General features: G+C 46.2%; 19 protein-coding genes and 13 tRNA genes. 22 read left to right on the forward strand and 10 right to left on the reverse strand.

Annotated elements, in window-relative coordinates:
- Positions 1-7: 7 nt before the first annotated feature.
- From cysE to BSZ04_RS09270, 4 genes are all read right to left on the reverse strand, one after another.
- The gene (gene cysE, locus BSZ04_RS09255; RefSeq protein WP_038884095.1) at positions 8-829 is read right to left on the reverse strand and encodes a serine O-acetyltransferase; all 822 of its coding nucleotides are present in this window, start codon (positions 827-829) and stop codon (positions 8-10) included.
- A gap of 92 nt (positions 830-921) precedes the next feature.
- Entirely contained in the window at positions 922-1,959 is a 1,038-nt protein-coding gene (gpsA, locus tag BSZ04_RS09260) for an NAD(P)H-dependent glycerol-3-phosphate dehydrogenase (RefSeq protein WP_010444049.1), read from the reverse strand.
- Between the two features lie 204 nt (positions 1,960-2,163).
- Positions 2,164-2,634 carry a protein-export chaperone SecB gene (gene secB, locus BSZ04_RS09265; protein ID WP_010444047.1) on the reverse strand — a complete coding sequence of 157 codons (471 nt, stop codon included), beginning with the start codon at positions 2,632-2,634 and terminating at the stop codon, positions 2,164-2,166.
- Between the two features lie 181 nt (positions 2,635-2,815).
- The gene (locus BSZ04_RS09270) at positions 2,816-3,250 is read right to left on the reverse strand and encodes a rhodanese-like domain-containing protein (protein ID WP_010444044.1); all 435 of its coding nucleotides are present in this window, start codon (positions 3,248-3,250) and stop codon (positions 2,816-2,818) included.
- A 486-nt stretch (positions 3,251-3,736) separates the two neighbouring features.
- On the opposite strand from BSZ04_RS09270, the gene gpmM reads away from it, so the two are divergent.
- Positions 3,737-5,269 carry a 2,3-bisphosphoglycerate-independent phosphoglycerate mutase gene (gene gpmM, locus BSZ04_RS09275; protein ID WP_088880275.1) on the forward strand — a complete coding sequence of 511 codons (1,533 nt, stop codon included), beginning with the start codon at positions 3,737-3,739 and terminating at the stop codon, positions 5,267-5,269.
- 97 nt (positions 5,270-5,366) lie between these two features.
- On the opposite strand, the gene BSZ04_RS09280 is transcribed toward gpmM, so the two are convergent.
- The 5 genes from BSZ04_RS09280 to rsgA form a co-directional block, all read right to left on the reverse strand.
- On the reverse strand, positions 5,367-6,254 hold the full coding sequence (locus BSZ04_RS09280; protein ID WP_088880276.1) for a DMT family transporter: 888 nt from the start codon (positions 6,252-6,254) through the stop codon (positions 5,367-5,369).
- A gap of 120 nt (positions 6,255-6,374) precedes the next feature.
- On the reverse strand, positions 6,375-8,255 hold the full coding sequence (locus BSZ04_RS09285) for a methyl-accepting chemotaxis protein (protein ID WP_038884091.1): 1,881 nt from the start codon (positions 8,253-8,255) through the stop codon (positions 6,375-6,377).
- A gap of 284 nt (positions 8,256-8,539) precedes the next feature.
- Entirely contained in the window at positions 8,540-9,955 is a 1,416-nt protein-coding gene (locus tag BSZ04_RS09290) for an SLC13 family permease (RefSeq protein ID WP_010444034.1), read from the reverse strand.
- A 174-nt stretch (positions 9,956-10,129) separates the two neighbouring features.
- Positions 10,130-10,987, reverse strand: a complete 858-nt coding sequence (asd, locus tag BSZ04_RS09295; protein WP_010444031.1) for an archaetidylserine decarboxylase — start codon at positions 10,985-10,987, stop codon at positions 10,130-10,132.
- 116 nt (positions 10,988-11,103) lie between these two features.
- Complete coding sequence (rsgA, locus tag BSZ04_RS09300; RefSeq protein ID WP_038884089.1) at positions 11,104-12,168, reverse strand: small ribosomal subunit biogenesis GTPase RsgA; 1,065 nt, start codon at positions 12,166-12,168, stop codon at positions 11,104-11,106.
- A 129-nt stretch (positions 12,169-12,297) separates the two neighbouring features.
- Between rsgA and orn the strand changes: the two genes are divergently transcribed.
- The 14 genes from orn to BSZ04_RS09370 all read left to right on the forward strand — a co-directional run bounded on the left by orn (position 12,298) and on the right by BSZ04_RS09370 (position 14,348).
- On the forward strand, positions 12,298-12,843 hold the full coding sequence (orn, locus tag BSZ04_RS09305) for an oligoribonuclease (protein WP_038884088.1): 546 nt from the start codon (positions 12,298-12,300) through the stop codon (positions 12,841-12,843).
- Positions 12,844-12,999: 156 nt separating this feature from the next.
- Positions 13,000-13,075: transfer RNA gene (locus BSZ04_RS09310), tRNA-Gly, on the forward strand.
- A gap of 54 nt (positions 13,076-13,129) precedes the next feature.
- Positions 13,130-13,206 (forward strand) — tRNA-Met (locus BSZ04_RS09315).
- Between the two features lie 18 nt (positions 13,207-13,224).
- Positions 13,225-13,300 (forward strand) — tRNA-Gly (locus tag BSZ04_RS09320).
- 39 nt (positions 13,301-13,339) lie between these two features.
- Positions 13,340-13,416 (forward strand) — tRNA-Met (locus tag BSZ04_RS09325).
- Positions 13,417-13,418: 2 nt separating this feature from the next.
- Positions 13,419-13,494: transfer RNA gene (locus BSZ04_RS09330), tRNA-Gly, on the forward strand.
- A gap of 42 nt (positions 13,495-13,536) precedes the next feature.
- Positions 13,537-13,613 (forward strand) — tRNA-Met (locus BSZ04_RS09335).
- Positions 13,614-13,631: 18 nt separating this feature from the next.
- Positions 13,632-13,707: transfer RNA gene (locus BSZ04_RS09340), tRNA-Gly, on the forward strand.
- A gap of 42 nt (positions 13,708-13,749) precedes the next feature.
- Positions 13,750-13,826: transfer RNA gene (locus BSZ04_RS09345), tRNA-Met, on the forward strand.
- A gap of 2 nt (positions 13,827-13,828) precedes the next feature.
- A tRNA-Gly gene (locus tag BSZ04_RS09350) sits at positions 13,829-13,904 on the forward strand.
- Between the two features lie 35 nt (positions 13,905-13,939).
- Positions 13,940-14,015, forward strand: a tRNA-Gly gene (locus BSZ04_RS09355).
- Between the two features lie 35 nt (positions 14,016-14,050).
- A tRNA-Gly gene (locus tag BSZ04_RS09360) sits at positions 14,051-14,126 on the forward strand.
- 35 nt (positions 14,127-14,161) lie between these two features.
- Positions 14,162-14,237, forward strand: a tRNA-Gly gene (locus tag BSZ04_RS09365).
- Positions 14,238-14,271: 34 nt separating this feature from the next.
- Positions 14,272-14,348 (forward strand) — tRNA-Met (locus BSZ04_RS09370).
- Positions 14,349-14,952: 604 nt separating this feature from the next.
- On the opposite strand, the gene queG is transcribed toward BSZ04_RS09370, so the two are convergent.
- Entirely contained in the window at positions 14,953-16,080 is a 1,128-nt protein-coding gene (gene queG, locus BSZ04_RS09375) for a tRNA epoxyqueuosine(34) reductase QueG (protein WP_029560884.1), read from the reverse strand.
- Between the two features lie 295 nt (positions 16,081-16,375).
- Between queG and tsaE the strand changes: the two genes are divergently transcribed.
- From tsaE to hflK, 7 genes are all read left to right on the forward strand, one after another.
- Positions 16,376-16,840 (forward strand): tRNA (adenosine(37)-N6)-threonylcarbamoyltransferase complex ATPase subunit type 1 TsaE, encoded by a 465-nt coding sequence (gene tsaE / locus BSZ04_RS09380; protein WP_010444015.1) that lies wholly within the window; start codon positions 16,376-16,378, stop codon positions 16,838-16,840.
- Positions 16,834-18,561: a LysM peptidoglycan-binding domain-containing protein gene (locus BSZ04_RS09385; protein WP_045389457.1), complete on the forward strand. Its 1,728-nt coding sequence runs from the start codon at positions 16,834-16,836 to the stop codon at positions 18,559-18,561. The genes tsaE and BSZ04_RS09385 overlap by 7 nt, the downstream gene beginning before the upstream one ends.
- Positions 18,562-18,579: 18 nt before the next feature.
- Complete coding sequence (gene mutL, locus BSZ04_RS09390) at positions 18,580-20,625, forward strand: DNA mismatch repair endonuclease MutL (protein WP_088880277.1); 2,046 nt, start codon at positions 18,580-18,582, stop codon at positions 20,623-20,625.
- Positions 20,622-21,554, forward strand: a complete 933-nt coding sequence (gene miaA, locus BSZ04_RS09395; protein WP_010444012.1) for a tRNA (adenosine(37)-N6)-dimethylallyltransferase MiaA — start codon at positions 20,622-20,624, stop codon at positions 21,552-21,554. The genes mutL and miaA overlap by 4 nt, the downstream gene beginning before the upstream one ends.
- Before the next feature lie 193 nt (positions 21,555-21,747).
- A complete protein-coding gene (gene hfq / locus BSZ04_RS09400) occupies positions 21,748-22,011 on the forward strand; it encodes an RNA chaperone Hfq (RefSeq protein ID WP_005438329.1) in 264 nt (87 codons plus the stop codon).
- Between the two features lie 38 nt (positions 22,012-22,049).
- Positions 22,050-23,339 (forward strand): ribosome rescue GTPase HflX, encoded by a 1,290-nt coding sequence (gene hflX / locus BSZ04_RS09405; protein WP_010444006.1) that lies wholly within the window; start codon positions 22,050-22,052, stop codon positions 23,337-23,339.
- 45 nt (positions 23,340-23,384) lie between these two features.
- The gene (gene hflK, locus BSZ04_RS09410) at positions 23,385-24,587 is read left to right on the forward strand and encodes an FtsH protease activity modulator HflK (protein WP_010444004.1); all 1,203 of its coding nucleotides are present in this window, start codon (positions 23,385-23,387) and stop codon (positions 24,585-24,587) included.
- Position 24,588 lies beyond the last annotated feature (1 nt).

Genomic DNA, 24,588 nt, shown 5'->3' on the forward strand with positions numbered 1-24,588 from the left:
GAGGTGTTTAAATACCGTCTCCATGAATAAAGCTCTGCGATTTGCCATTAAAGCCCTGATCCATGTCTAATGAAGGTTTGTCCGTTTTTGGACGACCGACAATTTTTGCGGGAACGCCTGCTACTGTTGTATGCGGTGGTACGGGTTGCAGCACGACAGAGCAAGAGCCGATTTTTGCGCCTTCGCCAACTTCAATGTTGCCAAGAATTTTTGCTCCAGCGCCGATCATTACGCCTTCGCGAATCTTCGGGTGACGGTCACCGCATTCTTTACCGGTACCACCTAGGGTGACATCTTGCAGAATAGATACGTCGTTTTCGACAACGGCCGTTTCACCAATCACAATGCCGGTCGCATGGTCTAGCATGATACCACTACCAATGCGCGCTGCAGGGTGAATATCCACCTGACATGCTACAGAAATCTGGTTTTGTAGATAAGTCGCAAGAGCGTGACGACCTTGCTTCCACAGCCAGTTTGCCACTCGGTAACCTTGTAGAGCGTGGTAGCCCTTTAGGTATAGTAATGGCATTGAGTACATTGAAACAGCTGGGTCGCGATTAACCGTGGCACAAATGTCACAAGCGGCACCATCGGTGATGGTAGGGTCTGCAGCAAATGCTTCTTCCACTACTTCCCGAACAGCCATGGCTGGCATAGACGCGGTGTTTAACTTGTTGGCTAAGATATAACTTAACGCCGCACACAAACTATCATGTTTGATGATGGTTGCGTGGTAGAAACTGGCCAGCATTGGCTCTTGTTCTGACATCTCACGGGCTTCAGATACGATCTTATTCCAAACTTTTTGTTTTTCGCAGTGCTTCATTCTCAATATCCTGAGTGGTTCTTCCTTGTCCCGACAGTGTTATTACGACTTTATTATCCTTCCTCTCCTGAGGAAAAAGGGGAGCTAGAGTGCTACTTTCCCTCTGATTTTTTGTCACGCGCAAGTAAATCTTGTGCTGCCAGGTGTGCATCTTTTCCTTGATACAATACTTGATAAATTTGGTCAACAATTGGCATCTCAACGCCCATACGTTGGGAAAGCATCCACACCTCTTTGGTGTTTCGGTAGCCTTCAACTACCTGACCGATTTCTTCCTGAGCGGTGTCGACATCCTTGCCTTGTCCCAATGCTAAACCAAAGCGACGGTTACGTGATTGGTTATCTGTACAAGTTAAGACTAGATCGCCCAGTCCTGCCATCCCCATAAAGGTTTCTGGTTGAGCGCCAAGCGCTGCGCCAAGGCGGCTCATTTCTGCTAAGCCTCGGGTGATCAATGCAGTACGAGCGTTGGCACCAAAGCCAATACCGTCGGACATGCCTGCACCAATCGCGATAACGTTTTTCACCGCGCCACCAAGTTGCATGCCGATAAAGTCGTTGTTTGCGTACACGCGGAAAGTTTTACTACAGTGGATTTTCTCTTGTAGGTCGGCAACAAAGCCAGCGTCGGGAGAAGCCACTGAGATAGCGGTTGGCATACCCATTGCGAGTTCTTTTGCAAAGGTAGGTCCCGATAAAACGGCTAGAGAGTAGTTTTCACCAATCACATCAAATGCGACTTCTTTTAGAAGGCGGCCGGTTTCTGGTTCTAGGCCTTTCGTTGCCCAACAAATACGAGAGTCTTCACGTAGGAATGGTTTAAGGCTGTTTAGCACAATTCCAAATACATGGCTTGGAACAACAACGAGTAGATCACGGCTTGCTTGAACCGCTTTCTCTAGATCGGATTCAACAATCAAGCTTTCAGGAAAGTCGATACCTGGTAAGAATTCATGGTTAGCGCGATCTGCCTCAAGACGAGCCATATGCTCTTGCTCATGACCCCAAAGGATCACATTTGCACCGTTACGAGCGAGAGAAATCGCTAGAGATGTTCCGTAAGAGCCAGCGCCAATCACTGTCATCGCAATGTCTTTACCGTAGGCATTGTTCGTATTTGCTTGTGTCATGCTACCGCCTGATCGTTGTTTTTTCTGAATGATAATACCAAATCAAGTAATTACCACCTGTAAATGGCGCCGATTCGCACCTAATTACAAGGCAGAAACAAAAAATGCACAATGCATCTTTCTGATGGACGCTTTGTGCATTTTGATTTCGCTTTTTACATTGTCCCACACCACGTTGCCGTCGTGCGTCAAGAACGGTTTAAATTACGCTTGAGCTTCGCCTTCGCCTTGCTGAGCTTGCTGCTGTAGGTAGTTCATGAATAGCGCATCGAAGTTAACTGGCGCTAGGTTCAGTTGAGGGAACGTACCTTTTACAACTAGGCTTGAGATAGTTTCACGAGCGTATGGGAATAGGATGTTAGGGCAGAATGCGCCTAGGCAATGAGCTAGTTGACCTGCTTCCATCTTGTCCGCAGTGAAGATACCACCTTGTTGAACTTCACATAGGAATGCTGTTTCTTCTTCGTTCTTCACTGTTACTGTTAGACGTAGGATTACTTCGTAAACGCCTTCACCTAGCTCACGGCTTTGAGTGTCTAGATCCAGTTTAACGTCTGGGTTCCACTCTTTTTGGAAGATAACTGGAGAGTTAGGTGCTTCGAAAGATACATCTTTTAGGAAGATACGTTGAATTGCGAAGTTTTGTTGTGCTTCTTGTGGTGCTGCTTCAGCCATTTTTAAATCCTTAAATAATCGTTTGTTGGGCCTAGATACCTCTAAACCCTTAAATATGTCTTGAGACTAACTGAGCAAATCTAATATGACTAGATGAAGCGCGTATTACGTGCAAGGCATCACAACTTAGTGCTTCAACTGCTTTCTATTTACTCAGTTTATACCTGTCAGGGCTTGAAGGTTATTTCTTACCACGTACTAGAGGTAGGTTTGCTTCACTCCACGCAATCAGGCCATTTTTCAGTAGGCTTACATTTTCAAAGCCAGCTTTCGCTAGTAGGTTTGCGCTTTCTTGAGCGGTTTGACCCGTTTTGCATACCACAATGATTGGGTCTGATTTACGGTTTTCAAGGCTACCGAAGTTACCAGCTTTGATGTCTGATGGTAAAATGTGAAGTGCGTCGGTGATATGACCCTGTTTGAACTCATCTTTAGAGCGGATATCCACTACTACACCGTTTTCACGGTTCATTAGGTGAGTCAGTTGGTTTACGTTCACTTCTTTATATGCAGCCGTCGCTGATTTCACGATGTTCATGATAAATGCGACAAGAAGGCCTACCCAAACCAAAGATAGAATCATGTTCTGTTGGAAAAAATCAATGTACTCTTGCATGTCTTGAGCTCTTGCACTGTTGGCGGAAAAATAAAGCAGGAGTATAGCGGGGATAGTCGTCTTAGGCGAGAGGGTTAAAATTTTCTAACGAATAATTGAGATCTAATCGCTTCCGGTGAGCTCTTCCAAACTTGTCATTCATGCAATCTTATTATCACTTCCTCCTATCAATTCAATCGGCGTAATTGACTTCACTTCTGGTCGAAAAGGCGCACAATGGGTCACAACAAAAAGTTTTTCACCAAAGTATTTCGGTGGTGGTACAAAGCGTCTTGAAAGTGACTATGCTTGTGGAACACGTTTGCTGACTAGGTCGGATTGCTTGCTAACTTGTAAGATAGCAACAATAAATCGCAAACATTATTTGATCTTAACCTACAGTTTTGGTTAAAAAGTGTAGTAAAATTACGCTAGTTTTGTTTCAAGGTTAGATGGAGCAACGAAGCTCTACACCGAAAGTTACTTAAATTTGATGAGGTCATCACTATGTCTGCTAAGAAGCCATTGGCTCTAGTTATCCTTGACGGTTACGGTTACCGTGAAGACACAGCAAGTAACGCAATTGCAAATGCTAAAACACCAGTAATGGATGCACTGATTGCGAACAACCCTAACACTCTAATCTCTGCTTCAGGTATGGACGTCGGTCTACCTGATGGCCAAATGGGTAACTCAGAAGTTGGTCATACCAACATCGGTGCAGGTCGCGTTGTATACCAAGATCTAACTCGTATCACTAAGTCTATCGCTGACGGTGAGTTCGCTGAGACAGCGGCACTAGTTGAAGCTATCGACTCTGCTGTAAAAGCTGAAAAAGCAGTACACATCATGGGTCTTATGTCTCCAGGTGGTGTTCACTCTCACGAAGACCATATCTACGCAGCAGTTGAAATGGCTGCAGCTCGTGGCGCTGAGAAAATCTACCTACACTGCTTCCTAGACGGCCGTGACACACCACCACGTAGTGCTGAAAACTCACTACAACGTTTCCAAGACCTATTTGCAAAACTAGGTAAAGGTCGTGTTGCTTCTCTAGTAGGTCGTTACTACGCAATGGACCGCGACAACAACTGGGATCGCGTTCAAGTTGCTTACGATCTTCTAACTCAAGCTAAAGCTGAGTTCACAGCTGAAACTGCAGTTGCAGGTCTAGAAGCGGCTTACGCTCGTGAAGAAAACGATGAGTTTGTTAAAGCAACGGCTATCAAAGCGGAAGGTCAAGAAGACGCAATCATGCAAGATGGCGACGCAGTTATCTTCATGAACTACCGTGCTGACCGTGCACGTCAAATCACTCGTGCATTCGTTCCTGCATTTGATGGCTTCGAGCGCGCAGTATTCCCAGCAATCAACTTCGTGATGCTGACTCAATACGCGGCTGACATCCCTCTAGCAATCGCATTCCCACCAGCGTCTCTAGAAAACACTTACGGTGAGTGGCTATCTAAACAAGGTCAAACTCAGCTACGTATCTCTGAAACAGAGAAATACGCGCACGTAACCTTCTTCTTCAACGGTGGTATTGAGAACGAATTCGAAGGCGAAGAGCGTCAACTTGTTGCTTCTCCAAAAGTAGCAACTTACGACATGCAGCCAGAAATGAGCTCTCCAGAACTAACTGAGAAGATGGTTGCGGCTATCAAGTCTGGTAAGTACGACACTATCATCTGTAACTACCCGAACGCAGATATGGTTGGTCACACTGGCGTTTACGAAGCGGCTGAGCAAGCTATCGAAGCGCTAGACGAAAGCGTTGGTAAAGTGGTTGAAGCAATCAAAGAAGTTGGCGGTCAAATGCTAATTACTGCGGACCACGGTAACGCAGAAATGATGATCGACCCAGCAACGGGCGGCGTTCACACTGCTCACACTAACCTACCAGTACCTCTGATCTACGTAGGTGACAAAGCGGTTGAGTTCAAAGAAGGCGGCAAACTGTCTGACCTTGCACCAACAATGCTTTCTCTTGCGGGTTTAGAAATCCCTGCAGAAATGTCTGGTGAAGTGCTAGTTAAGTAATTAACTGACGATTCAGAATGATAAAAGCCCGAGTTCGACTCGGGCTTTTTTATGTCTGTAATTCTGTGCTCGATCAGTTTTGAGCTATTGAGCTCGACTACTGCACAAGGATTCCAGTACCTATAACTGCTAAGGCAGCCCCTAGCCAAGCAAAGCGATTGGGGCGTTTCTTGGTGTAAACCCACAGTAGTGGCAGCAACATGATCGGCGTTGTTGAAGAAAGCAGAGCCACCATACCCACATTACCTTCACGCAGCGCGTACAGAATCAACGTCATACCAATCGCCATCGCTAAAAAGCCGTTTAATGCGGTGATGCCAAATACTTTCCAGGTGATGGTTTGCGTTGCACGTACAACTTTAACGCCAATCACCCAGAGTACGCAGTGTGCGATGAAAGCACTGATCATACGAATTGCAGAAGCGGCAACCGGCTCGACACTGGTTTGCATAACTGGTTTGGCAATAATGCCGCCAAGTGCCTGACACATTGCAGCAGTTAAACCCAGTCCAACACCAATCCAAACGTTGCCCTTGATTGTTTCCAGTGCATTGCTGGCTTGCCCGCGTCGGCCATAGAAAATTGCCATCACTACGCCGCTGAACACTAGGGCAGCACCAATAAGCTCTATCCCTGTCATGCTTTCGCTAAATAGGAAGTAGCCTAGGAGGGCGGAGAATACGGCGTGACAAGAAAACAGTAAACCTGCTTGGCGTGGTCCCATGCGGTTCAAGCAAGCGAACAGCGCTGTATCGCCAATAAAAATACCAATCAGACCGGATGCCATCATCGGTGTTACGTGTTCTGTTGAGACACTGAGCCAGCCACCCGTTATACAGGCCATCGTTGAGAGGATCACCGCGGTACAACCCATACGCCAACGGCTATAAGCAAACGCACCGAGGTGCTGAGCGGGAACAACAGAAATTAGGCTAGAAACAGCCCATAGGAAAGCGGCGCATAACGCCAGCCATTCATAACCCATGATTGCGAGACATCCTTGTTGAGCGGGGGAGAGGCTTTAATATGCACGAATCTATAAAGATCTAAAAGCGTATCTTTGTGGCAATAAAAAAGCAGCTCATTGAGCTGCTTTTGAGGGGGGTTACACTTTGAAGCGACTGATGTTCTCACGCATGGTATTGGCGGTGTCGAACATCTGGCGTGCGCCTTCGCTGCTCTTAAGTGATTGCTCGGCAATCATATCTGCATCGTCTTTAATGCCTTGCGTGTTGCGACTGATGTCTTCACTCACCGCGCGCTGCTCTTCAGCGGCGCTTGCGATTTGCATTGCCATGTCATTGATCTCAGTAATTGAGTTAGTAATGCTAGTCAAGCTGTCGTGTGCTTGTTGGGCATAGTCCACACTGGTGTCTGCCAAACTGGTGCTGGTTTGCATACTGTTTACTGCTAGCTTGGTATTACCTTGCAACGTCTCGATCATGGTGCGGATTTCTTCCGTTGAACCATGGGTGCGCTGGCTAAGTACGCGTACCTCATCAGCAACCACAGCAAAACCACGGCCTTGCTCACCGGCACGTGCAGCTTCAATGGCAGCGTTAAGTGCCAGTAAGTTTGTTTGTTCAGCAATACCTTGAATAGTAGATAGAATTTGGTTGATGCTCTGTGTGTTTGCCTCGAGTTCTGAAATCACGCTGGCGGCATCACTTACTTGTTCTGCTAGTTCTACAATGGCTTCACGGTTTTTCTGGATCACGTTCTGCCCATCTTGGCATGCAGATGCCGAGTTCTGAGAAGCACTTGCAGTGAGTTCTGCATGGCTTGCCACCTCTGCTGCGGTTGCTGACATTTCATGAATGGCGGTTGCAATCTGGTTGACGTCATTTTGCTGGTGTTCAACTCGACCAGCAGCCATTGCAGAGAGTTCATTTGCTTGGTTTGCTTGAGCTGAAAGCTGCTCACTATTTTCCACAATGCCTTTGAGCATGGTTTGCATCTGAGCAAGAAATTGGTTTACGTGTGTCGCCAGTTCTCCAATCTCATCCATACGTTCAATCTTGATGCGCTGAGTAAGGTCACCTTCCCCTTGAGAAAGTTCCTCTAAAGCCGTAGAGAGAGTTTGAAGTGGCTTGAGTAAGCGAGTGATGACGTAGGTGCTGATGGCTGCGATGATCAAGTAAAGAACGATAGAAGCGATAGCCGTAAACGTCACTTGCTCTGAGACAGAAGCATAAGCCATTTGCTTATCTTCAACGATACCTAATGACCAATCCGTGTTTGGTACTTTGGCGACGTAAATGAGCTTTTCCCCTTGGTTTGGCCAAGAGATGGTCGCTAACTGAGCGTCTTGACTCAGTTTATTCATGCTAGCGGCACTCAGTTCAGGGTTGAGCGTCGTTAAAGGTTTCTGGCTTAGCTTGGCGTCTTGGTAAGCAACGATGTTGTTTTTTCCATCGACTAAAAAGGCAAATCCATCATTATCCAATTGAATATTTAGGACTTCATCGATGATATCTGTCACCGCGAGATCGGCAGCTAACACACCTTGCTTGCCTTGGTTGAAGGCTTTGGCAAAGCTGACAACGATGCTGCCGTCAAAATCTTGATAAGGTTCTGTGATTATTAAGCCAGACTTTGCCATCGCATCTTTATACCAAGGGCGGGTTCGTGGGTCGTAATCAGCTGGCCACGATTCAGTTTTATCACCGTAAGCAATTGAACCATCAGAAAAGCCGGCATAAACCGAGAGAAATTGCCCAGCTCGCTTGGTTAACAGCATCTCTCTATCTGCGTCTGTCGAATCGAGAATGACATCTTCATTCGCTAGCATCATTTCACTACGAATCGCCAACCAATCACTGATGTATCGATTGGTTGATGCTGAGATGTTTTCCATCTCTCTGCTCAGTGTCGAGGTGGTTTCATCACGCAACTGATTTACGGAGACCCAAGCTTGAACGCCACTAACAATGGCAATAATGACTGCGATTGCAATCTGAATTTTAAGTTTTATGGAACTTCTCATTGTCTTACCTTCTCAATAGACAAAAAGATCGACATCACCGGTGGTGACAATAGGTTGCTTAAGACGATTCAGGTACAGATTAGTACTGAAAGGCTACGACTACTTTATCGACGCGATCTGGATAAACTTAAGATAAATAGGGGAATATTTATTCAACAGGTTGATTGTAAATGTATTTAATATTGATGGTTACTTCATTAATGATTGCTGTGATGTTGTATCCAAATTTAGTCATCCGCAATACTGACGGGCAACGCTACATCTTTAGCGTTGCCCCATTGATATCAAGTAAGAACAAGTACGGCGCCATAAACAAGAAGCAAACCGATCAAGCCAATGATGAGTCCAACTTTCGCCATGTCTTTGCTTTCGATTAAACCTGTCGAATAAGCCAATGAATTAGGTGGTGTTGATACAGGAAGAATCATACCCAGAGATGCGGAGAAGGCGACGACAACCAGCAATCCTTGTAACCCTCCAATAGAAGCTAAGCTTGGCATCGATACCCCAATTGCAGCCGCAATTGGCATGAGCAAGTTTGCTGTGGCTGTATTGGACATAAAGTTCGCCATTAACCAGCACACGATAGAAAGAGATACGACTACCGCAAATGGTGAAAGTGCTTCATAGTCAATGGCATGGGCAAGCGCTTCTGCCAAGCCTGTTTTGTCTAAAGCAATACCAATGGCGATACCACCGGCAACCAACCACAAGACATCCCAGTTAATAAGCTTAAGTTCTTCTTTGCCCATGATGCCCGTTAAGGTGAACACCGCGAGTGGGATAATGGCGACCACATATGTATTCATGCCGTGCACTTTGGTTGTCATCCATAACAGGATGGTCATCGCGAACGTGATATACACGACAATAGCGCGCCAACTCTTTTTAAACGTGCCGTCCAGACGTAACTTCATTTCTGGTTCACTAGAAGGAAACAGCTTTTGCAGTAGCAGCCAAGCTATGGTGAGTTGCACCAATACAAAAGGTAACCCCATTGTCATCCAAGAAAGGAAATCAATGGCGTTTTCTCCAGTTAAATATTGCAAGGCTATTGCATTGGGTGGTGTACCAATCGGTGTTGCGATGCCGCCTGTATTGGCGGCGATAGGAATGCATAGGACCAGCGCTTTTATCCCCAAATCACCTTTTGGTGCAGAAGCCACAATAGGGCCAAGTAACGCCAGCATCATAACGGTAGTCGCAGTGTTCGACATAAACATTGAGAACACGGCAGTGATCAGCATTAACCCCAACATGATGAACTTGGGTTGAGTGCCAAATGGTTTAAGCAAAACACGAGCAAGGTTGTTATCAAGTTCGTATTTGGAAGCCGCTATGGCGAGTGCGAATCCGCCCATGAAAAGGATGATGATGGGAGAAGAAAAGGCAGAGAAGATGTCTGTATACGCGATCAGTTCACCTAAATCGTGTCCCGGCGGTGGGTTACGAAATAGATGTAAGCCTTTGTCCGATATCATGATCAATTCAAGAGCGATGATAAGAATCGAAGTGGCAAATACGGGAACAGGCTCTAAAACCCAAAGCAGTGCCGCAAGAAGGAAAATTGCCAGTAGACGATGCTGAATTAAAGTGAGGTCATCAATAGGTATCGCATCTATAGGCATCATCAAAATGCCGAGTGGTACTAAAAAACACACCAGTAGCTTTACTAGCGTATTCATATTCATCTTTGGCATTAGTCGCCCCTTTCAACAATCATCCCTATCAGTAGGGTAATGGATCGTTCTTTAAGGGTCTTAGAGGCAGGTATGAGTTTGAAAAATAGAGATTAAGTTTTGAACAGAATTTTGCTTTTGGTCAATAAAAAGCCCCCGCGAGCGGAGGCTTTAAAATCAGTTTTTGCAATAAGCTTACTGCTGGTGAGCGTAAGGTGTGCCCATTACGGTTGGCTTACCATTTTCCATGCTTTCATCGAATGCGATAGCATCTTTAGCAAACAGGTTGATAACGGTTGAGCCAAGCTTGAAGCGGCCCATCTCTTCGCCTTTCTTCAAGATAACCGCTTTGTCACCTTCTGCAGGGTAATCCCACTTGTAGACTGAACTACCACGTGGTGGTGTGATGGTACCAGCCCACACTTGCTCGATACTACCTACGATGGTTGCGCCAACCAGCACTTGTGCCATTGGGCCGAATTCCGTATCGAAGATACACACAACGCGCTCGTTACGTGCGAACAGGTTAGGAACGTTCTCTGCCGTTAGCGGGTTCACCGAGAATAGGTCACCAGGTACGTAAATCATCTGACGTAGCGTGCCGTCACATGGCATGTGTACACGGTGGTAGTCACGAGGCGATAAGTACAAGGTAGCGAAAGAGCCGTCTTGGAACTCTTCTGCCAGTTTTGCATCGCCGCCTAGTAGCTCTTGTGCTGAGAAGTTGTGGCCTTTCGCTTGGATAAGCTGACCATCTTCAATCGGGCCAAATTGGCTTACGCATGCGTCCGCAGGGTGAGTGATTACTGCTTCGCCTTCTGCAATTGGACGAGCGCCTTCTTTTAGCTCTCGCACAAAGAATTCGTTGAAGGTTTTGAAGTGCTTAGGATCGGAGTGCTTCGCCTCATCCATGTTCACATTGTACTGTTTGATAAACCAGCGAATGATTGCTGTTGTTAGACCGCCAGCCTTAGCTGAAGCCAGTTTACCCACTAGGCGGGTCAGCCCGTGTTGTGGGATCCAGTACTGCAGTCCAACTTTAATCTTGTCCATCTTTAATTCCGATACTTCTGTTAGATTCTCGCTTTAGGGCGCGTGATGTTACTGAAATTTAATCTGCTTGTCAGTATTAGGTGATGATTTCTTACACAGTTGCAGTCTCAACTCAGCTACAGATCTGCTTTCTTGCTGCGTGAATACTGACGGTTAGCCTTGTTTTCACTCATGCTTTCTAAGATGCGATGGTAGTTTTCAAAGCGTACTTCACTCACTTCGCCTTTTTCGACGGCCTCACGCAAGATACAACCTGGATCGTCGTGGTGTTTGCAGTCGCGGAACTTACAACCGCCAAGATAAGGGCGGAATTCAACGAACGCCTTGGTCACTTCTTCTGCTTCTAAGTGCCACAAACCAAATTCACGTACCCCTGGAGAGTCAATCAGATCGCCACCAGTTGGGATGTGGTACAAGCGAGCTGCTGTAGTTGTATGCTGACCCAAACCAGAGTTCTCAGAGATCTCGCCTTCTTCCACTTCTTGCTCAAGTTCTGGCATCAGTGCGTTTACTAGGCTCGATTTACCTACGCCAGATTGACCAACGAAGATATTGATACGATCACGCAGTTGTTCTTCAAGTTCGGCAATACCTTCACCTGACTGCTTGCTCACAAACAGGACTTTGTAGCCAATACGTTTGTATTCTTCTAGCCACTCTTCGTACATTGCACGATCTTCATCTGAAAGTAGGTCGATCTTGTTGAGCACTAATAGCGGTGCGATGTTCAGTGTTTCTGATGCAACCAAGTAGCGGTCAATGATGTTGAGCGAAAGCTCTGGCAAAACCGAAGACACGATCACCATTTGGTCGATGTTAGCGGCGACAGGTTTCAAGCCATCGTAGTAGTCAGGACGAGTTAGCATCGATGTGCGAGGTTCTACGGCTTCAACCACGCCAGAAATACCTGCCATTGATTCAAGTCCTTCACGCCAAAGTACGCGATCGCCGGATACCAGTGATTCGATACCACGACGAAGGTTACAGCGCTGCACCTCACCTGTTTCTAGATCTTCGATGTCAGCGTGCTGACCGAAACGAGTGATGACGAGACCCTGTTTACTTGCGCCTAGCATGGTTTCATCCCATTGAATGGACTCTTCTTGCTTCTTTAGGCGTTTTTGTTGGTTGCTGCGTACGCGGCGCACCTGACCTTTGGTTAACTTTTTCTTTTTTGCCACAATCTTGTACTTAATGTGAGTTAACTCAGTTGACTGAGCACGCTTTCGGCTCAAACTCGTGAGTATCGTGTTTCAAGTATTTTCAGGTATAGTACCTCTTTTATCGATAAACAAATAGGCGGCGTAACCATGTCCTTTAGCGATCAAAACCTGATTTGGGTGGATTTAGAGATGACAGGCCTCGATCCTGAAACGCACAAAATCATCGAAATTGCCTCTATCGTCACGGATAGCGAGTTAAATATTTTAGCTGAAGGCCCAGTTCTAGCAGTACATCAGCCTGAAGAAGAACTGGCGAAGATGGATGATTGGTGCACCAATACGCACACTGCAAGTGGCTTGGTTGAACGTGTTCGTAACAGTGATGTCTCTGAACAAGATGCCGTTGCGCAGACCATCAAGTTTCTTGAGGAATGGGTGCCAAAGGGTGTTTCTCCAATTTGTGGTAATAGCATTGGTCAGGATCGTCGTTTCTTGTACAAGCATATGCCAGAGCTGGAAGAATACTTCCATTACCGCTATTTGGACGTGAGTACACTAAAAGAACTGACTCGCCGCTGGAAACCAGAAGTGTTAGACGGTTTTTCGAAGCAGGGCACGCATCTGGCACTGGATGATATCCGTGAGTCGATTGCCGAGCTAAAGTACTACCGCGAAACGATCTTTAAGATCTAACTGTTAAGGCTGCGATCCAAATTGTTGTAATTAATGAGCGTTTTGCTTGCTTTTTCATCTGTTAGTAAAAAAATAAAGTTTTTTTGAACGAAGGACTTGCATCACAAAAAAATGCTCTTATAATTCGCAGCCCTGAACGACGGAAACGTTGTTGATGCGACACTAGCTCAGTTGGTAGAGCGCAACCTTGCCAAGGTTGAGGTCACGAGTTCGAACCTCGTGTGTCGCTCCACTTTTCTTAAGTGGAAGAAAGGTTCTCATCATGCCTTAAATGGTGAACTACGGACGCGGGGTGGAGCAGCTTGGTAGCTCGTCGGGCTCATAACCCGAAGGTCGTCGGTTCAAATCCGGCCCCCGCAACCAATTCTCTTTCGAGAATATGCGACACTAGCTCAGTTGGTAGAGCGCAACCTTGCCAAGGTTGAGGTCACGAGTTCGAACCTCGTGTGTCGCTCCAATTTGATAGCTCTCATTGTGCTTAACAATGAAACACGGACGCGGGATGGAGCAGCTTGGTAGCTCGTCGGGCTCATAACCCGAAGGTCGTCGGTTCAAATCCGGCTCCCGCAACCAATGCGACACTAGCTCAGTTGGTAGAGCGCAACCTTGCCAAGGTTGAGGTCACGAGTTCGAACCTCGTGTGTCGCTCCAAATTAAAAGGTTCTCATCATACCTTAAATGGTGAACTACGGACGCGGGGTGGAGCAGCTTGGTAGCTCGTCGGGCTCATAACCCGAAGGTCGTCGGTTCAAATCCGGCCCCCGCAACCAATTCTCTTTCGAGAATATGCGACACTAGCTCAGTTGGTAGAGCGCAACCTTGCCAAGGTTGAGGTCACGAGTTCGAACCTCGTGTGTCGCTCCAAATTAAAAGGTTTTCATCATACCTTAAATGATGAACTATGGACGCGGGATGGAGCAGCTTGGTAGCTCGTCGGGCTCATAACCCGAAGGTCGTCGGTTCAAATCCGGCTCCCGCAACCAATGCGACACTAGCTCAGTTGGTAGAGCGCAACCTTGCCAAGGTTGAGGTCACGAGTTCGAACCTCGTGTGTCGCTCCAATTTGATAGCCTTCATTGTGCTTAACAATGACATTGCGACACTAGCTCAGTTGGTAGAGCGCAACCTTGCCAAGGTTGAGGTCACGAGTTCGAACCTCGTGTGTCGCTCCAGTTTGATAGCCCTCATTGTGCTTAACAATGACATTGCGACACTAGCTCAGTTGGTAGAGCGCAACCTTGCCAAGGTTGAGGTCACGAGTTCGAACCTCGTGTGTCGCTCCAATTTGATAGCCCTCATTGTGCTTAACAGTGACATTGCGACACTAGCTCAGTTGGTAGAGCGCAACCTTGCCAAGGTTGAGGTCACGAGTTCGAACCTCGTGTGTCGCTCCAGTTTCTATTATCGTATTAATCGATAATACATGGACGCGGGGTGGAGCAGCTTGGTAGCTCGTCGGGCTCATAACCCGAAGGTCGTCGGTTCAAATCCGGCCCCCGCAACCAATTTCCAAGCGATAGTTTTAGTAGTTTTTAAACCATCGATGGATGTAACTTTCATTATTTGAAGTGTTACAACCAGTCTCATCGCTCTTTTCATAATGCTGAGAAGCATCAATCCCTAAAAAACAAAACCTTAATCCGCATCAAATGATGTCGGACGATTTTGTTTGTGTTTTAAACATGATAAAAGTCGGCCGTCCAATGAATATCCTGATGCTCAAGGCACTTTTATATCTTTAATTAACAGAGTTATCCACATATCTTGTTCTGTGGATAAGTTGGTTGATAAAGTGTTTTCTGTTTGGGGTTTAAAGGTTGTAAAGAAAGATCTTTTCTAAATTCGACGGTGATAAAACTTTTTCTAAAATGGCTAAGTTGCTGTTATTTATAGATAAAAGTGGTTTTATTGCGGATCGGGTGCGTTAATTCTGGATCATTACTTTGTGTTTTTTTGATCCTAGTCATTTCTTTAAGCTGTGTTTAACTTTTTTTAATAGCTCAATTTCACAAGACTTAAATCTTTTTTTCCACATTTCAGAATTTGAGAACAAAATCATGATTTGCTGATGAAAAAAATGTTTTCAATCTCTTGCATATGAGCTACGCGCTAAGCGTCTCGTGGAAGACCTTTCTCTACAACTCTGATTAAACGCTTCTTCTTTGTATCGATAGAATCTGATTGGTTGGCAGGAATTTGGTTGAATTGCTGTTCTAGAGCCCATTCGATATGCTCATCCAGTAATTTGTTTTCACCTTGGCGAGCTTCTAAAGCCTCTATTATTAGTTGGCTGTATTCTGCATTACCAAGTGCGACAGAAATATTACGCAACCATTGCAGGTGCCCAATGCGACGAATCGCAGAACCCTCCATCTGTTTGAGGAATGTTGATTCATCCCAATTAAACATGGTCACAAGATCTGGCTCTTCAAAGCTCTCACGTCGGTGGAAGTCTTCTTGTTCGGTGATTTCGGCATATCGGTTCCAAGGACAAACTAACTGGCAGTCATCACACCCATAGATACGATTTCCCATTGGCTTGCGGAACTCTTCAGGGATCACGCCATCAAACTCAATGGTGAGATAAGAGATGCAACGCCGAGCATCCACAATTTTCTCATCAACGATTGCCTGTGTTGGGCATGAGGTGATGCATGCCTTACATTTGTCGCATTGGTCAACGCTCGGTTCATCAACTGGCAATGGCAAGTCGATAAGTAGTTCACCAAGGAAAAACCATGACCCACAGTCTTTGTCCAAAATGAGTGAGTGTTTACCAGTCCAGCCTAATCCTGCTTTCTGTGCCAATGGACGCTCAAGGATTGGGGCGGAATCGACGAAAGGTCGATAGCCAAATTGCCCAACTTCTTGTTCAATAAGTTTGCCAAGCTTATTAAGCTGCTTTCTCACCAATTTATGGTAATCACGCCCTAGTGCGTAGCGGCTGATGTAAGCATGGTTTGTGTTTGCCAAATTAGAGGCAAACCTCGCCTCTGGTGGAAGGTAGTCCATACGGACACTGATGACACGCACAGTCCCTGGCAACAGCTCATCTGGTCTAGCGCGCATCATGCCATGACGAGCCATCCAGTCCATTGAGCCGTGATAGCCAGCATCGAGCCATTTTTGCAGGGCAGCTTCATGTTCACTAAGATCAACATCGCAGATACCGACTTTCTGAAAGCCAAGCTCTTTACCCCAAATTTTTATTTGTTGTGCGAGTTGTTCGTAGTTCATGTTTACCACCAAGATAAAGGGGGGCGGATCTTACCGGATCTTATTCAATGGTGCTACCAGAAAGTCGAGTAGCCAGGAGCGAGAATGAATTTTGAAACAAAGTTATCAAAAGTTGATTTAGGCATGAGAAATTTTGCTTATGCATTCAATAGAATCAGTTAATTAGGTTTTGTCTTTTTGGCTGTTTTTTCGCATATATGACATTTGAGAGCTTGTCTCTCAAAACCAACACAGTTTACTATTCCTGTTCTTTTGATTTTTATATAGTCAACGATCATTAGTTAGAGAAGCATCAATGAGCACGAAACAATTTAATCTTAAAGATGAGCATGAAACGGTAGCACTTGGAACCGCATTGGCTCAGCTTTGTTCTCAACAAACCACCATTTATTTGCACGGTGATTTAGGTGCGGGTAAAACAACATTTAGCCGTGGTTTTGTCCGTGCTCTTGGCCATCAAGGTAATGTAAAAAGCCCGACATACACGTTGGTCGAGCCTTATCAGTTGGATAAGTGGCAAGTTTACCATTTTGATCTTTATCGTCTTGCTGATCCTGAAGAACTGGAATTCATGGGGATTCGAGACTATTTCACTGATGATGCAATTTGTTTAGTTGAATGGCCTGAAAAAGGACACGGGTTGCTACCTAAGCCAGATCTTGATATGAACATTCGTTATCAGGGTGAGCAACGTATCGCGGAGCTAACCGCAAACAATGAATATGGTGAGCAACTACTCAGTCAATTGGAGCTATGTTGAGTCTTTCAAAATTTAGAGCAGTGGCGATGTTAGTCGCCACTTTTCTCCTTATCATCCCTAATTTAGCCTTTGCTAACGTCGTTAAAAGTTTCCGAGTTTGGCCTTCTCCTGATGAGACTCGAGTCGTCATCGATTTAAGCGCGGAAGCTACCTATTCTTATTTCTCTCTCTCTGGGCCAGATCGCTTAGTGGTGGATCTCAAAAACACCTCAATGCAAGCTAAGTTGCCGGTTACTGTCACGGACAGTCCAGTATTAAAACGTGTCCGTAAAAGTAGCCCGCCAAATAAAGACACTTACCGTCTAGTTTTTGAGTTAAAGAAAAGTGTCAAAGCTGAGTTATTCAAACTCAAGCCTACACCTGGGGGGCAATACGGCCATCGCTTAGTTATTGATTTGTCACATGGCTCGAACAAGTCGACGACCACGAGTGCTTCAAAACCAAGTAAGCCAGCGTCACCGAGCAAAGATATGAGTACCGTGCATCGTGCACAAGAAATCCTTATTGCAATAGACCCAGGTCACGGTGGTGAAGATCCTGGCTCGATAGGTCCATCGCGTCGTAAGTATGAAAAAGACGCGGTATTGAGCATTGCTCGTAAGATTTCAGACCAATTGAATGCCGTTCCTGGTATCAAAACACGTATGACTCGTACCGGCGACTACTTTGTTAACCTCAACCGTCGTGTTGCAATTGCTCGTGAGAATGACGCTCATCTGTTGATCTCCATTCACGCTGACGCATTTACCTCACCTAAACCACGCGGTGGCTCGGTATTTGTGTTGAACACTCGCCGCGCGAACACTGAGATTTCTCGCTGGGTGGAAAATCATGAGAAACAATCAGAGTTGCTTGGTGGTTCAGGTACGGCTTTTGTTAGTAACTCCAGTGATCGCAATGTGAACCAAACCTTATTGGATCTTCAGTTCAGTCACTCTCAAAAGGAGGGCTATAAGTTAGCGACTGAGATTTTGGGCGAGATGGGCAAAGTTGCTCGTCTACATAACTCAAAACCAATTAATACCAGCCTTGCGGTATTACGTTCACCACAGATCCCATCAGTATTGGTTGAGACTGGTTTTATCTCTAACCCGACTGAAGAGAAGTTGCTATTCCAACGTTCTCATCAAGATAAGCTGGCGCGAGCGATCACTAAAGCCGTAGTGAAGTACTTGAAAGACAACCCACCAGAAGGGACGGTTTTCTCATCTTCAGCTAAGCCGACCGTTCATACTGTGAAACGTGGTGAGTCACTTTCTGTAATTGCGCAGAAATACGGCACGTCGACGAAAGCGATCATGAGTGAGAATAAGCTCAAGTCTAGTAGCTTGGCTGTTGGACAAAAACTAAAAATCCCGGGTATGGGAGCGGCTTCGATTGCTATTCCGAATAAGCCAAATACCGTTGAAACAAAGACGATCACCCACACTGTTAAATCAGGGGAGTTCCTCGGTAAGATCGCAAGTCACTACAAAGTGAAGATTGCAGATATTCGTAGGCAGAACAATCTCAAGTCAGATACCTTGTGGGTTGGTCAGAAACTGAAGATCACCGTTGCGGTAAAAGACAAACCAATCCGTAAGCACAAAGTTGCTCGTGGTGAATACCTAGGTAAGATTGCGTCGAAATACGGCGTGAGTGTATCCAGCATCCGCAAAGCGAATAACCTACGTTCTGATGAACTTGCCGTGGGACAGGTACTGATCATTCCAAACAAATAAGTGAGCTTATAACTCATCATGACCATTAAGATCTTGCCCGCTCGTCTGGCAAACCAAATCGCGGCAGGGGAAGTGGTGGAAAGACCCGCCTCTGTCGTGAAAGAACTGGTAGAAAACAGTCTCGACTCTGGCGCCACTCGAATTGATATTGATATTGAGAAAGGAGGCGCCAAGCTGATTCGCGTGCGCGATAACGGCAAGGGGATTGTGAAAGATGAGTTAGGTCTCGCGTTGAGTCGTCATGCCACCTCTAAGATCCACACATTGGACGATCTTGAAGCCATCATGAGTTTGGGTTTCCGTGGGGAGGCGCTAGCGAGTATCAGTTCGGTATCGCGCCTGACCATGACCTCTCGTCCAGCGGCACAAGAACAAGCGTGGAGCGCCTACTCGGAAGGGCGAGACATGAAGGTTAAGCTGCAACCGACTGCACACCCAATTGGTACCTCGGTTGAAGTCTTAGATCTGTTCTTTAATACGCCTGCGCGCCGCAAATTCCTCCGCACCGAGAAAACCGAATTTGCTCACATTGATGAATTGCTTAAGCGTATCGCTTTAAGCCGCTTTGATGTCACTATCAATGTTCGCCATAACGGCAAAATGATCCGCCAATATCGTGCGGCAAAGAATCAGCTTCAAACTGAAAAGCGCATCGCTGCGGTATGCGGTAATGCGTTTGTGCGCAATATGCTTCGCATCGAGCTTGAGCATCAAGGACTTAAGCTTCATGGCTGGATCACCACTCCGGAAGGGGCGAGGCAGCAGAGTGACTTACAATACTGCTACGTGAATGGTCGCATGATGCGTGACAAGTTGATCAATCACGCTATCCGTCAAAGCTATGAAACGAGTTTAAAGCCAGATCAATTCGCTGCGTATGTATTGTTTATTGAGCTTGATCCGCACCAAGTGGATGTTAACGTGCACCCTGCGAAGCATGAAGTGCGCTTCCATCAAGCACGTTTAGTGCACGATTTTATTTATCAAGCACTGGCGGATGCCCTTGCGCAAAGCTCTGTGATTGATAAACCGCACGTCAACGAGTCCGCGTTCCACCATGCAGATCCTGCCGAGCCGATAGAACCGTTTGAGACGATGACGTCTGCGCCTGAAGCAGCAAGTTCGCCCGAGCCAGTAAGTAAACCAGAGCAAACGGGTTCACCTGTACCTGAGCGAGTGTATCAAGCAATTGATAACACACCTGCCTATCCAGGGCGTTCAGACTATGAAGCGAAACCTCGCGATAGGGAATCAAGTAACGCTTCTATACGAGACGCGCGAGCGGCGGATTCTTTCAAGCGAACAGATTGGATTGAGTCAAAGCCAGCGCCTAAACCAACTTCAAGTAAAGAACAACGTCATGCCGAGCCTGCACCAAGTAAACAAGAAGTGCGTGCTTATCATGAGTTGCTTCAGACGCCTGATTTTGAGCCTCAAACAGAGTCCCCCAAAGCGCCAGTCAGCACATCGGCAGAAGTTGCTTTACCGCCTGTTACGGCACTAAGTAAAGCGCTGGCTGTGGTGGACGAACAGTTTGTCTTGATGAGCAGCGACAGCGGTGTAGCTTTGGTTGCGCTGCCAAGAGCTGAATTTTATCGAACCAAAGGTCAGCTCACACCAAGCGATGGAGCGTTAAAAGCTCAGCCACTGTTAGTTCCATTATCCGTTAAGTTGGAGCCGGAATTAGTTGAGCTTGCGCGCGATTATCAGCAAGACTTTGCGCAGTTGGGCATTCAATTGAAAGCTCGAAATGACAAAGCTTTGATGGTCATGGGTGTGCCATCACCACTGCGTCAACAAAACTTACAAAATTTGATACCAGATCTGTTATCTTACGCGCAAACTCGCGTGAGAGGAGAGGTGGCAACGGTTGAGCTGCTATCAGAGCTGATAGATTGGCTTGCTTTGCAGGTCACGACTGTTAAGAGCCACTATACTCTATCCGAAGCCATTCAAATTATTGCGGAACTTGAACAGCTAAGACATGGTCAATTGCCATTAGAAGATACGAAATTTGTGTCTGCTGTTGATTTCTCTGCCACGATTGCCAAATTAAGACCATGACAGACAAACTACCTTTGGCCCTCTTTTTGATGGGGCCAACAGCATCAGGTAAAACAGAGCTAGCGATTCGCCTGCGCCAGAAATATCCGGTTGAGATCATCAGCGTGGACTCAGCGTTGATCTACAAAGACATGAACATCGGTACTGCAAAGCCAGATGATCGTGAGCTAAGCCTAGCGCCGCATCGTCTTATCGATATTCTTGATCCCAGTGAAGCATACTCTGCGGCAGACTTTCGTCGTGATGCATTGCAGGCAATGGATGACATTGTTGCAGAAGGAAAAATTCCGCTGTTAGTCGGCGGCACCATGCTGTATTACAAAGCCTTACTTGAAGGCTTATCACCTCTTCCTGCTGCAAATCCTGAAATTCGTCAGCAAATTGAGCAAGAGGCATTGACTAAAGGTTGGTCGGTGTTGCACGATGAGCTGAAAGAGATTGATCCTGTATCAGCTGCGAGAATTCATCCAAACGATCCTCAACGCTTATCGAGGGCGTTGGAAGTATTCCGCATTTCAGGTAAAACTCTTACTGAGTTGACTCAAACAAAAGGTGATAGCTTGCCTTACCGAGTCAAACAGTTTGCAATAGCTCCCAAGGACAGGGCAGAACTTCACCGTCGAATTGAACTACGCTTCGAGAAGATGATGGAGGCAGGTTTTGAAGATGAGATGAAAGCGCTGTATGCGCGTGACGATCTTCATCCTGATCTTCCATCAATACGTTGTGTTGGTTACAGACAGATGTGGGAGTATTTAGACGGGGAGTGCTCTCGTGACGAAGCGATATTTCGTGGCGTCTGTGCAACTCGTCAATTGGCCAAGCGTCAAATCACCTGGTTACGCAGCTGGAATGATTTAACTTGGTTGGATAGCGACAACATTGAACAAGCACTCGAAACCATGTCAGAAGCAATAGCATCTGATTGAGATAGCTGTGTATAATGTGATCGTTTTTGCGTGATCGCACTCTCAAAGGATCTGTTATTGGCAGTTTTTATACTATGCTGCTAATTACTTAGGGTGCATTTTGATTCGTTTAGCTCAGATGCAAAAAGCAGTACCTTTTGCATTGCACCGCTAGCTAAATAATTACAACTACAAATTAAATAAGGAAAATAAAATGGCTAAGGGGCAATCTCTACAAGACCCATTCCTAAATGCGCTACGTCGTGAGCGTATCCCGGTATCTATCTACCTTGTGAACGGTATCAAACTACAAGGTCAGATCGAATCTTTCGATCAGTTCGTGATTCTATTGAAAAACACTGTAAATCAAATGGTGTACAAGCACGCAATCTCTACAGTTGTTCCGGCTCGTCCAGTGAGCCACCACAGTGGTGATCGTCCTCAGGGTGACCGCCCACAAGAGAAATCTGAAGATTAATTCTTCATTTAGTATTGTTAAAATAAGGAGTTGATTGCTTGTTTGACCGTTATGAATCCGGTGAGCGAGCCGTACTTGTTCATATCAACTTCACGCAAGAAGGTGAATGGGAAGATCTGGCTGAATTCGAAATGCTGGTTTCTTCCGCTGGGGTTGAGGCGCTACAAGTTGTAACTGGTAGTCGTCAATCCCCACACCCGAAATACTATGTCGGAGAGGGTAAGGCACAAGAAATTGCTACTACGGTGCAATTAACGGGTGCTGAAATTGTGATTTTTAATCACTCCCTCTCTCCTGCCCAAGAACGTAACCTCGAAGCACTGTGCAAATGTCGAGTCCTCGACCGCACTGGTCTCATCCTCGATATTTTTGCCCAACGAGCACGAACACACGAAGGTAAGCTGCAAGTAGAGCTAGCCCAGCTTCGTCATATTTCTACTCGTTTGATTCGTGGTTGGACGCACCTTGAAAGGCAGAAAGGCGGTATCGGTCTACGTGGGCCGGGTGAAACTCAGTTAGAAACTGACCGTCGATTATTGCGTGACAGAATCAAAGCCATCCTTCGCCGACTTGAAAAAGTAGCGAAGCAGCGTGAACAAGGGCGCCGTGCCCGAAACCGAGCAGAAATCCCAACGATTTCTCTTGTGGGTTACACCAACGCGGGTAAGTCGACACTCTTCAACCGTATAACAGAAGCTGGCGTTTATGCCGCAGATCAACTGTTTGCTACTCTTGATCCTACCTTACGTAAGATAGAGTTAGCAGATGTAGGGCCTGCAATACTTGCAGATACCGTTGGTTTTATCCGACATCTACCTCACGATTTGGTTGCTGCCTTCAAAGCAACCTTGCAAGAAACGCAAGAAGCTGACATTTTGTTACATGTTGTTGATGCCAGTGATGAGCGTTTTCGTGAGAATATTCAAGCTGTTCATGAAGTTTTAGAAGAGATCGACGCACATGAAGTGCCGACGCTCGTAGTAATGAACAAGATTGATAATCTAGAAGAGCAGAAACCACGTATAGAACGTGATGAGGAAGGTATACCTCGTGCGGTCTGGGTCTCTGCGATGGACGGATTGGGCATTGATCTCCTGTTTGATGCGCTGACAGAACGTTTGGCGTCGCAAATGGTTGAGCATCAGTTGCGAATTCCTCCACAGTATCAAGGACGATTCCGTAGTACATTCTTCCAAATGAAGTGTATTCAACGTGAGGAATATGACCAGGAAGGCAACTTGTTGATCGATATTCGAATGCAACAGGTAGATTGGTCTAGACTTGAAAAAAGAGAAGGGGCAGTTTTAGTCGACTTTATAGTCACTTAAAGGACTGCTACAGTATAACGTCATATCAAATGATGGAGCTTTCTAATGGCGTGGAATGAGCCTGGAAATAACAACGGCAACAATGGCCGCGATAATGACCCTTGGGGTAATAATAATCGTGGTGGCCAGCGTCCTGGTGGCCGAGACCAAGGTCCGCCAGATTTAGATGAAGTGTTCAGCAAACTGAGTCAAAAGCTGGGTGGTAAGTTTGGTAAAAAAGGCGGCGGTGGTTCTTCTATCGGCGGTGGCGGTGGCGCAATTGGCTTCGGCGTGATTGCAGTTATTGCGATTGCGGTGTGGTTCTTCGCTGGTTTTTACACCATCGGTGAAGCAGAGCGTGGTGTTGTGCTGCGTTTAGGTAAATACGACCGTATCGTAGACCCAGGTCTGAACTGGCGTCCTCGTTTTATTGATGAATACGAAGCGGTTAACGTGCAAGCGATTCGTTCGTTACGTGCATCTGGTCTAATGCTGACTAAAGATGAAAACGTAGTAACGGTAGCGATGGACGTTCAATACCGTGTTGCTGACCCATACAAATACCTGTACCGCGTAACTAATGCAGACGATAGCTTGCGTCAAGCAACAGATTCTGCACTACGTGCAGTAATTGGTGACTCACTAATGGATAGCATCCTAACAAGTGGTCGTCAGCAAATTCGTCAAAGCACTCAAGAGACACTAAACCAAATTATCGATAGCTACGATATGGGTATCGTGATTGTTGATGTGAACTTCCAGTCTGCGCGTCCGCCAGAGCAAGTTAAAGATGCGTTTGATGATGCAATCGCAGCGCGTGAGGATGAAGAGCGTTTCATCCGTGAAGCAGAAGCGTACAAGAACGAAATCTTGCCGAAGGCAACAGGTCGTGCTGAGCGTTTGAAGAAAGAAGCACAAGGTTACAACGAACGTGTAACCAACGAAGCTCTTGGTCAAGTGGCTCAGTTTGAAAAACTACTGCCTGAATACCAAGCTGCACCAGGTGTAACTCGTGATCGTCTGTACCTAGATGCGATGGAAGAAGTGTACTCCAGCACATCGAAAGTGCTGATTGACTCTGAATCAAGCGGTAATCTTCTATACCTTCCAATTGATAAATTGGCTGGTCAAGAAGGTCAAACAGACACCAAACGTAAATCGAAGTCGACTTCAACGTACGATCACATTCAATTAGAGTCTGAACGTGCTCAGCAAGACACTTCGAACACACAGTCTCGTTCAACTGGTTCACGTCAAGGGAGATACTAGA

Source organism: Vibrio rotiferianus (genome assembly GCF_002214395.1).
In the GTDB taxonomy this organism is placed as follows: Bacteria; Pseudomonadota; Gammaproteobacteria; order Enterobacterales; family Vibrionaceae; genus Vibrio; species Vibrio rotiferianus.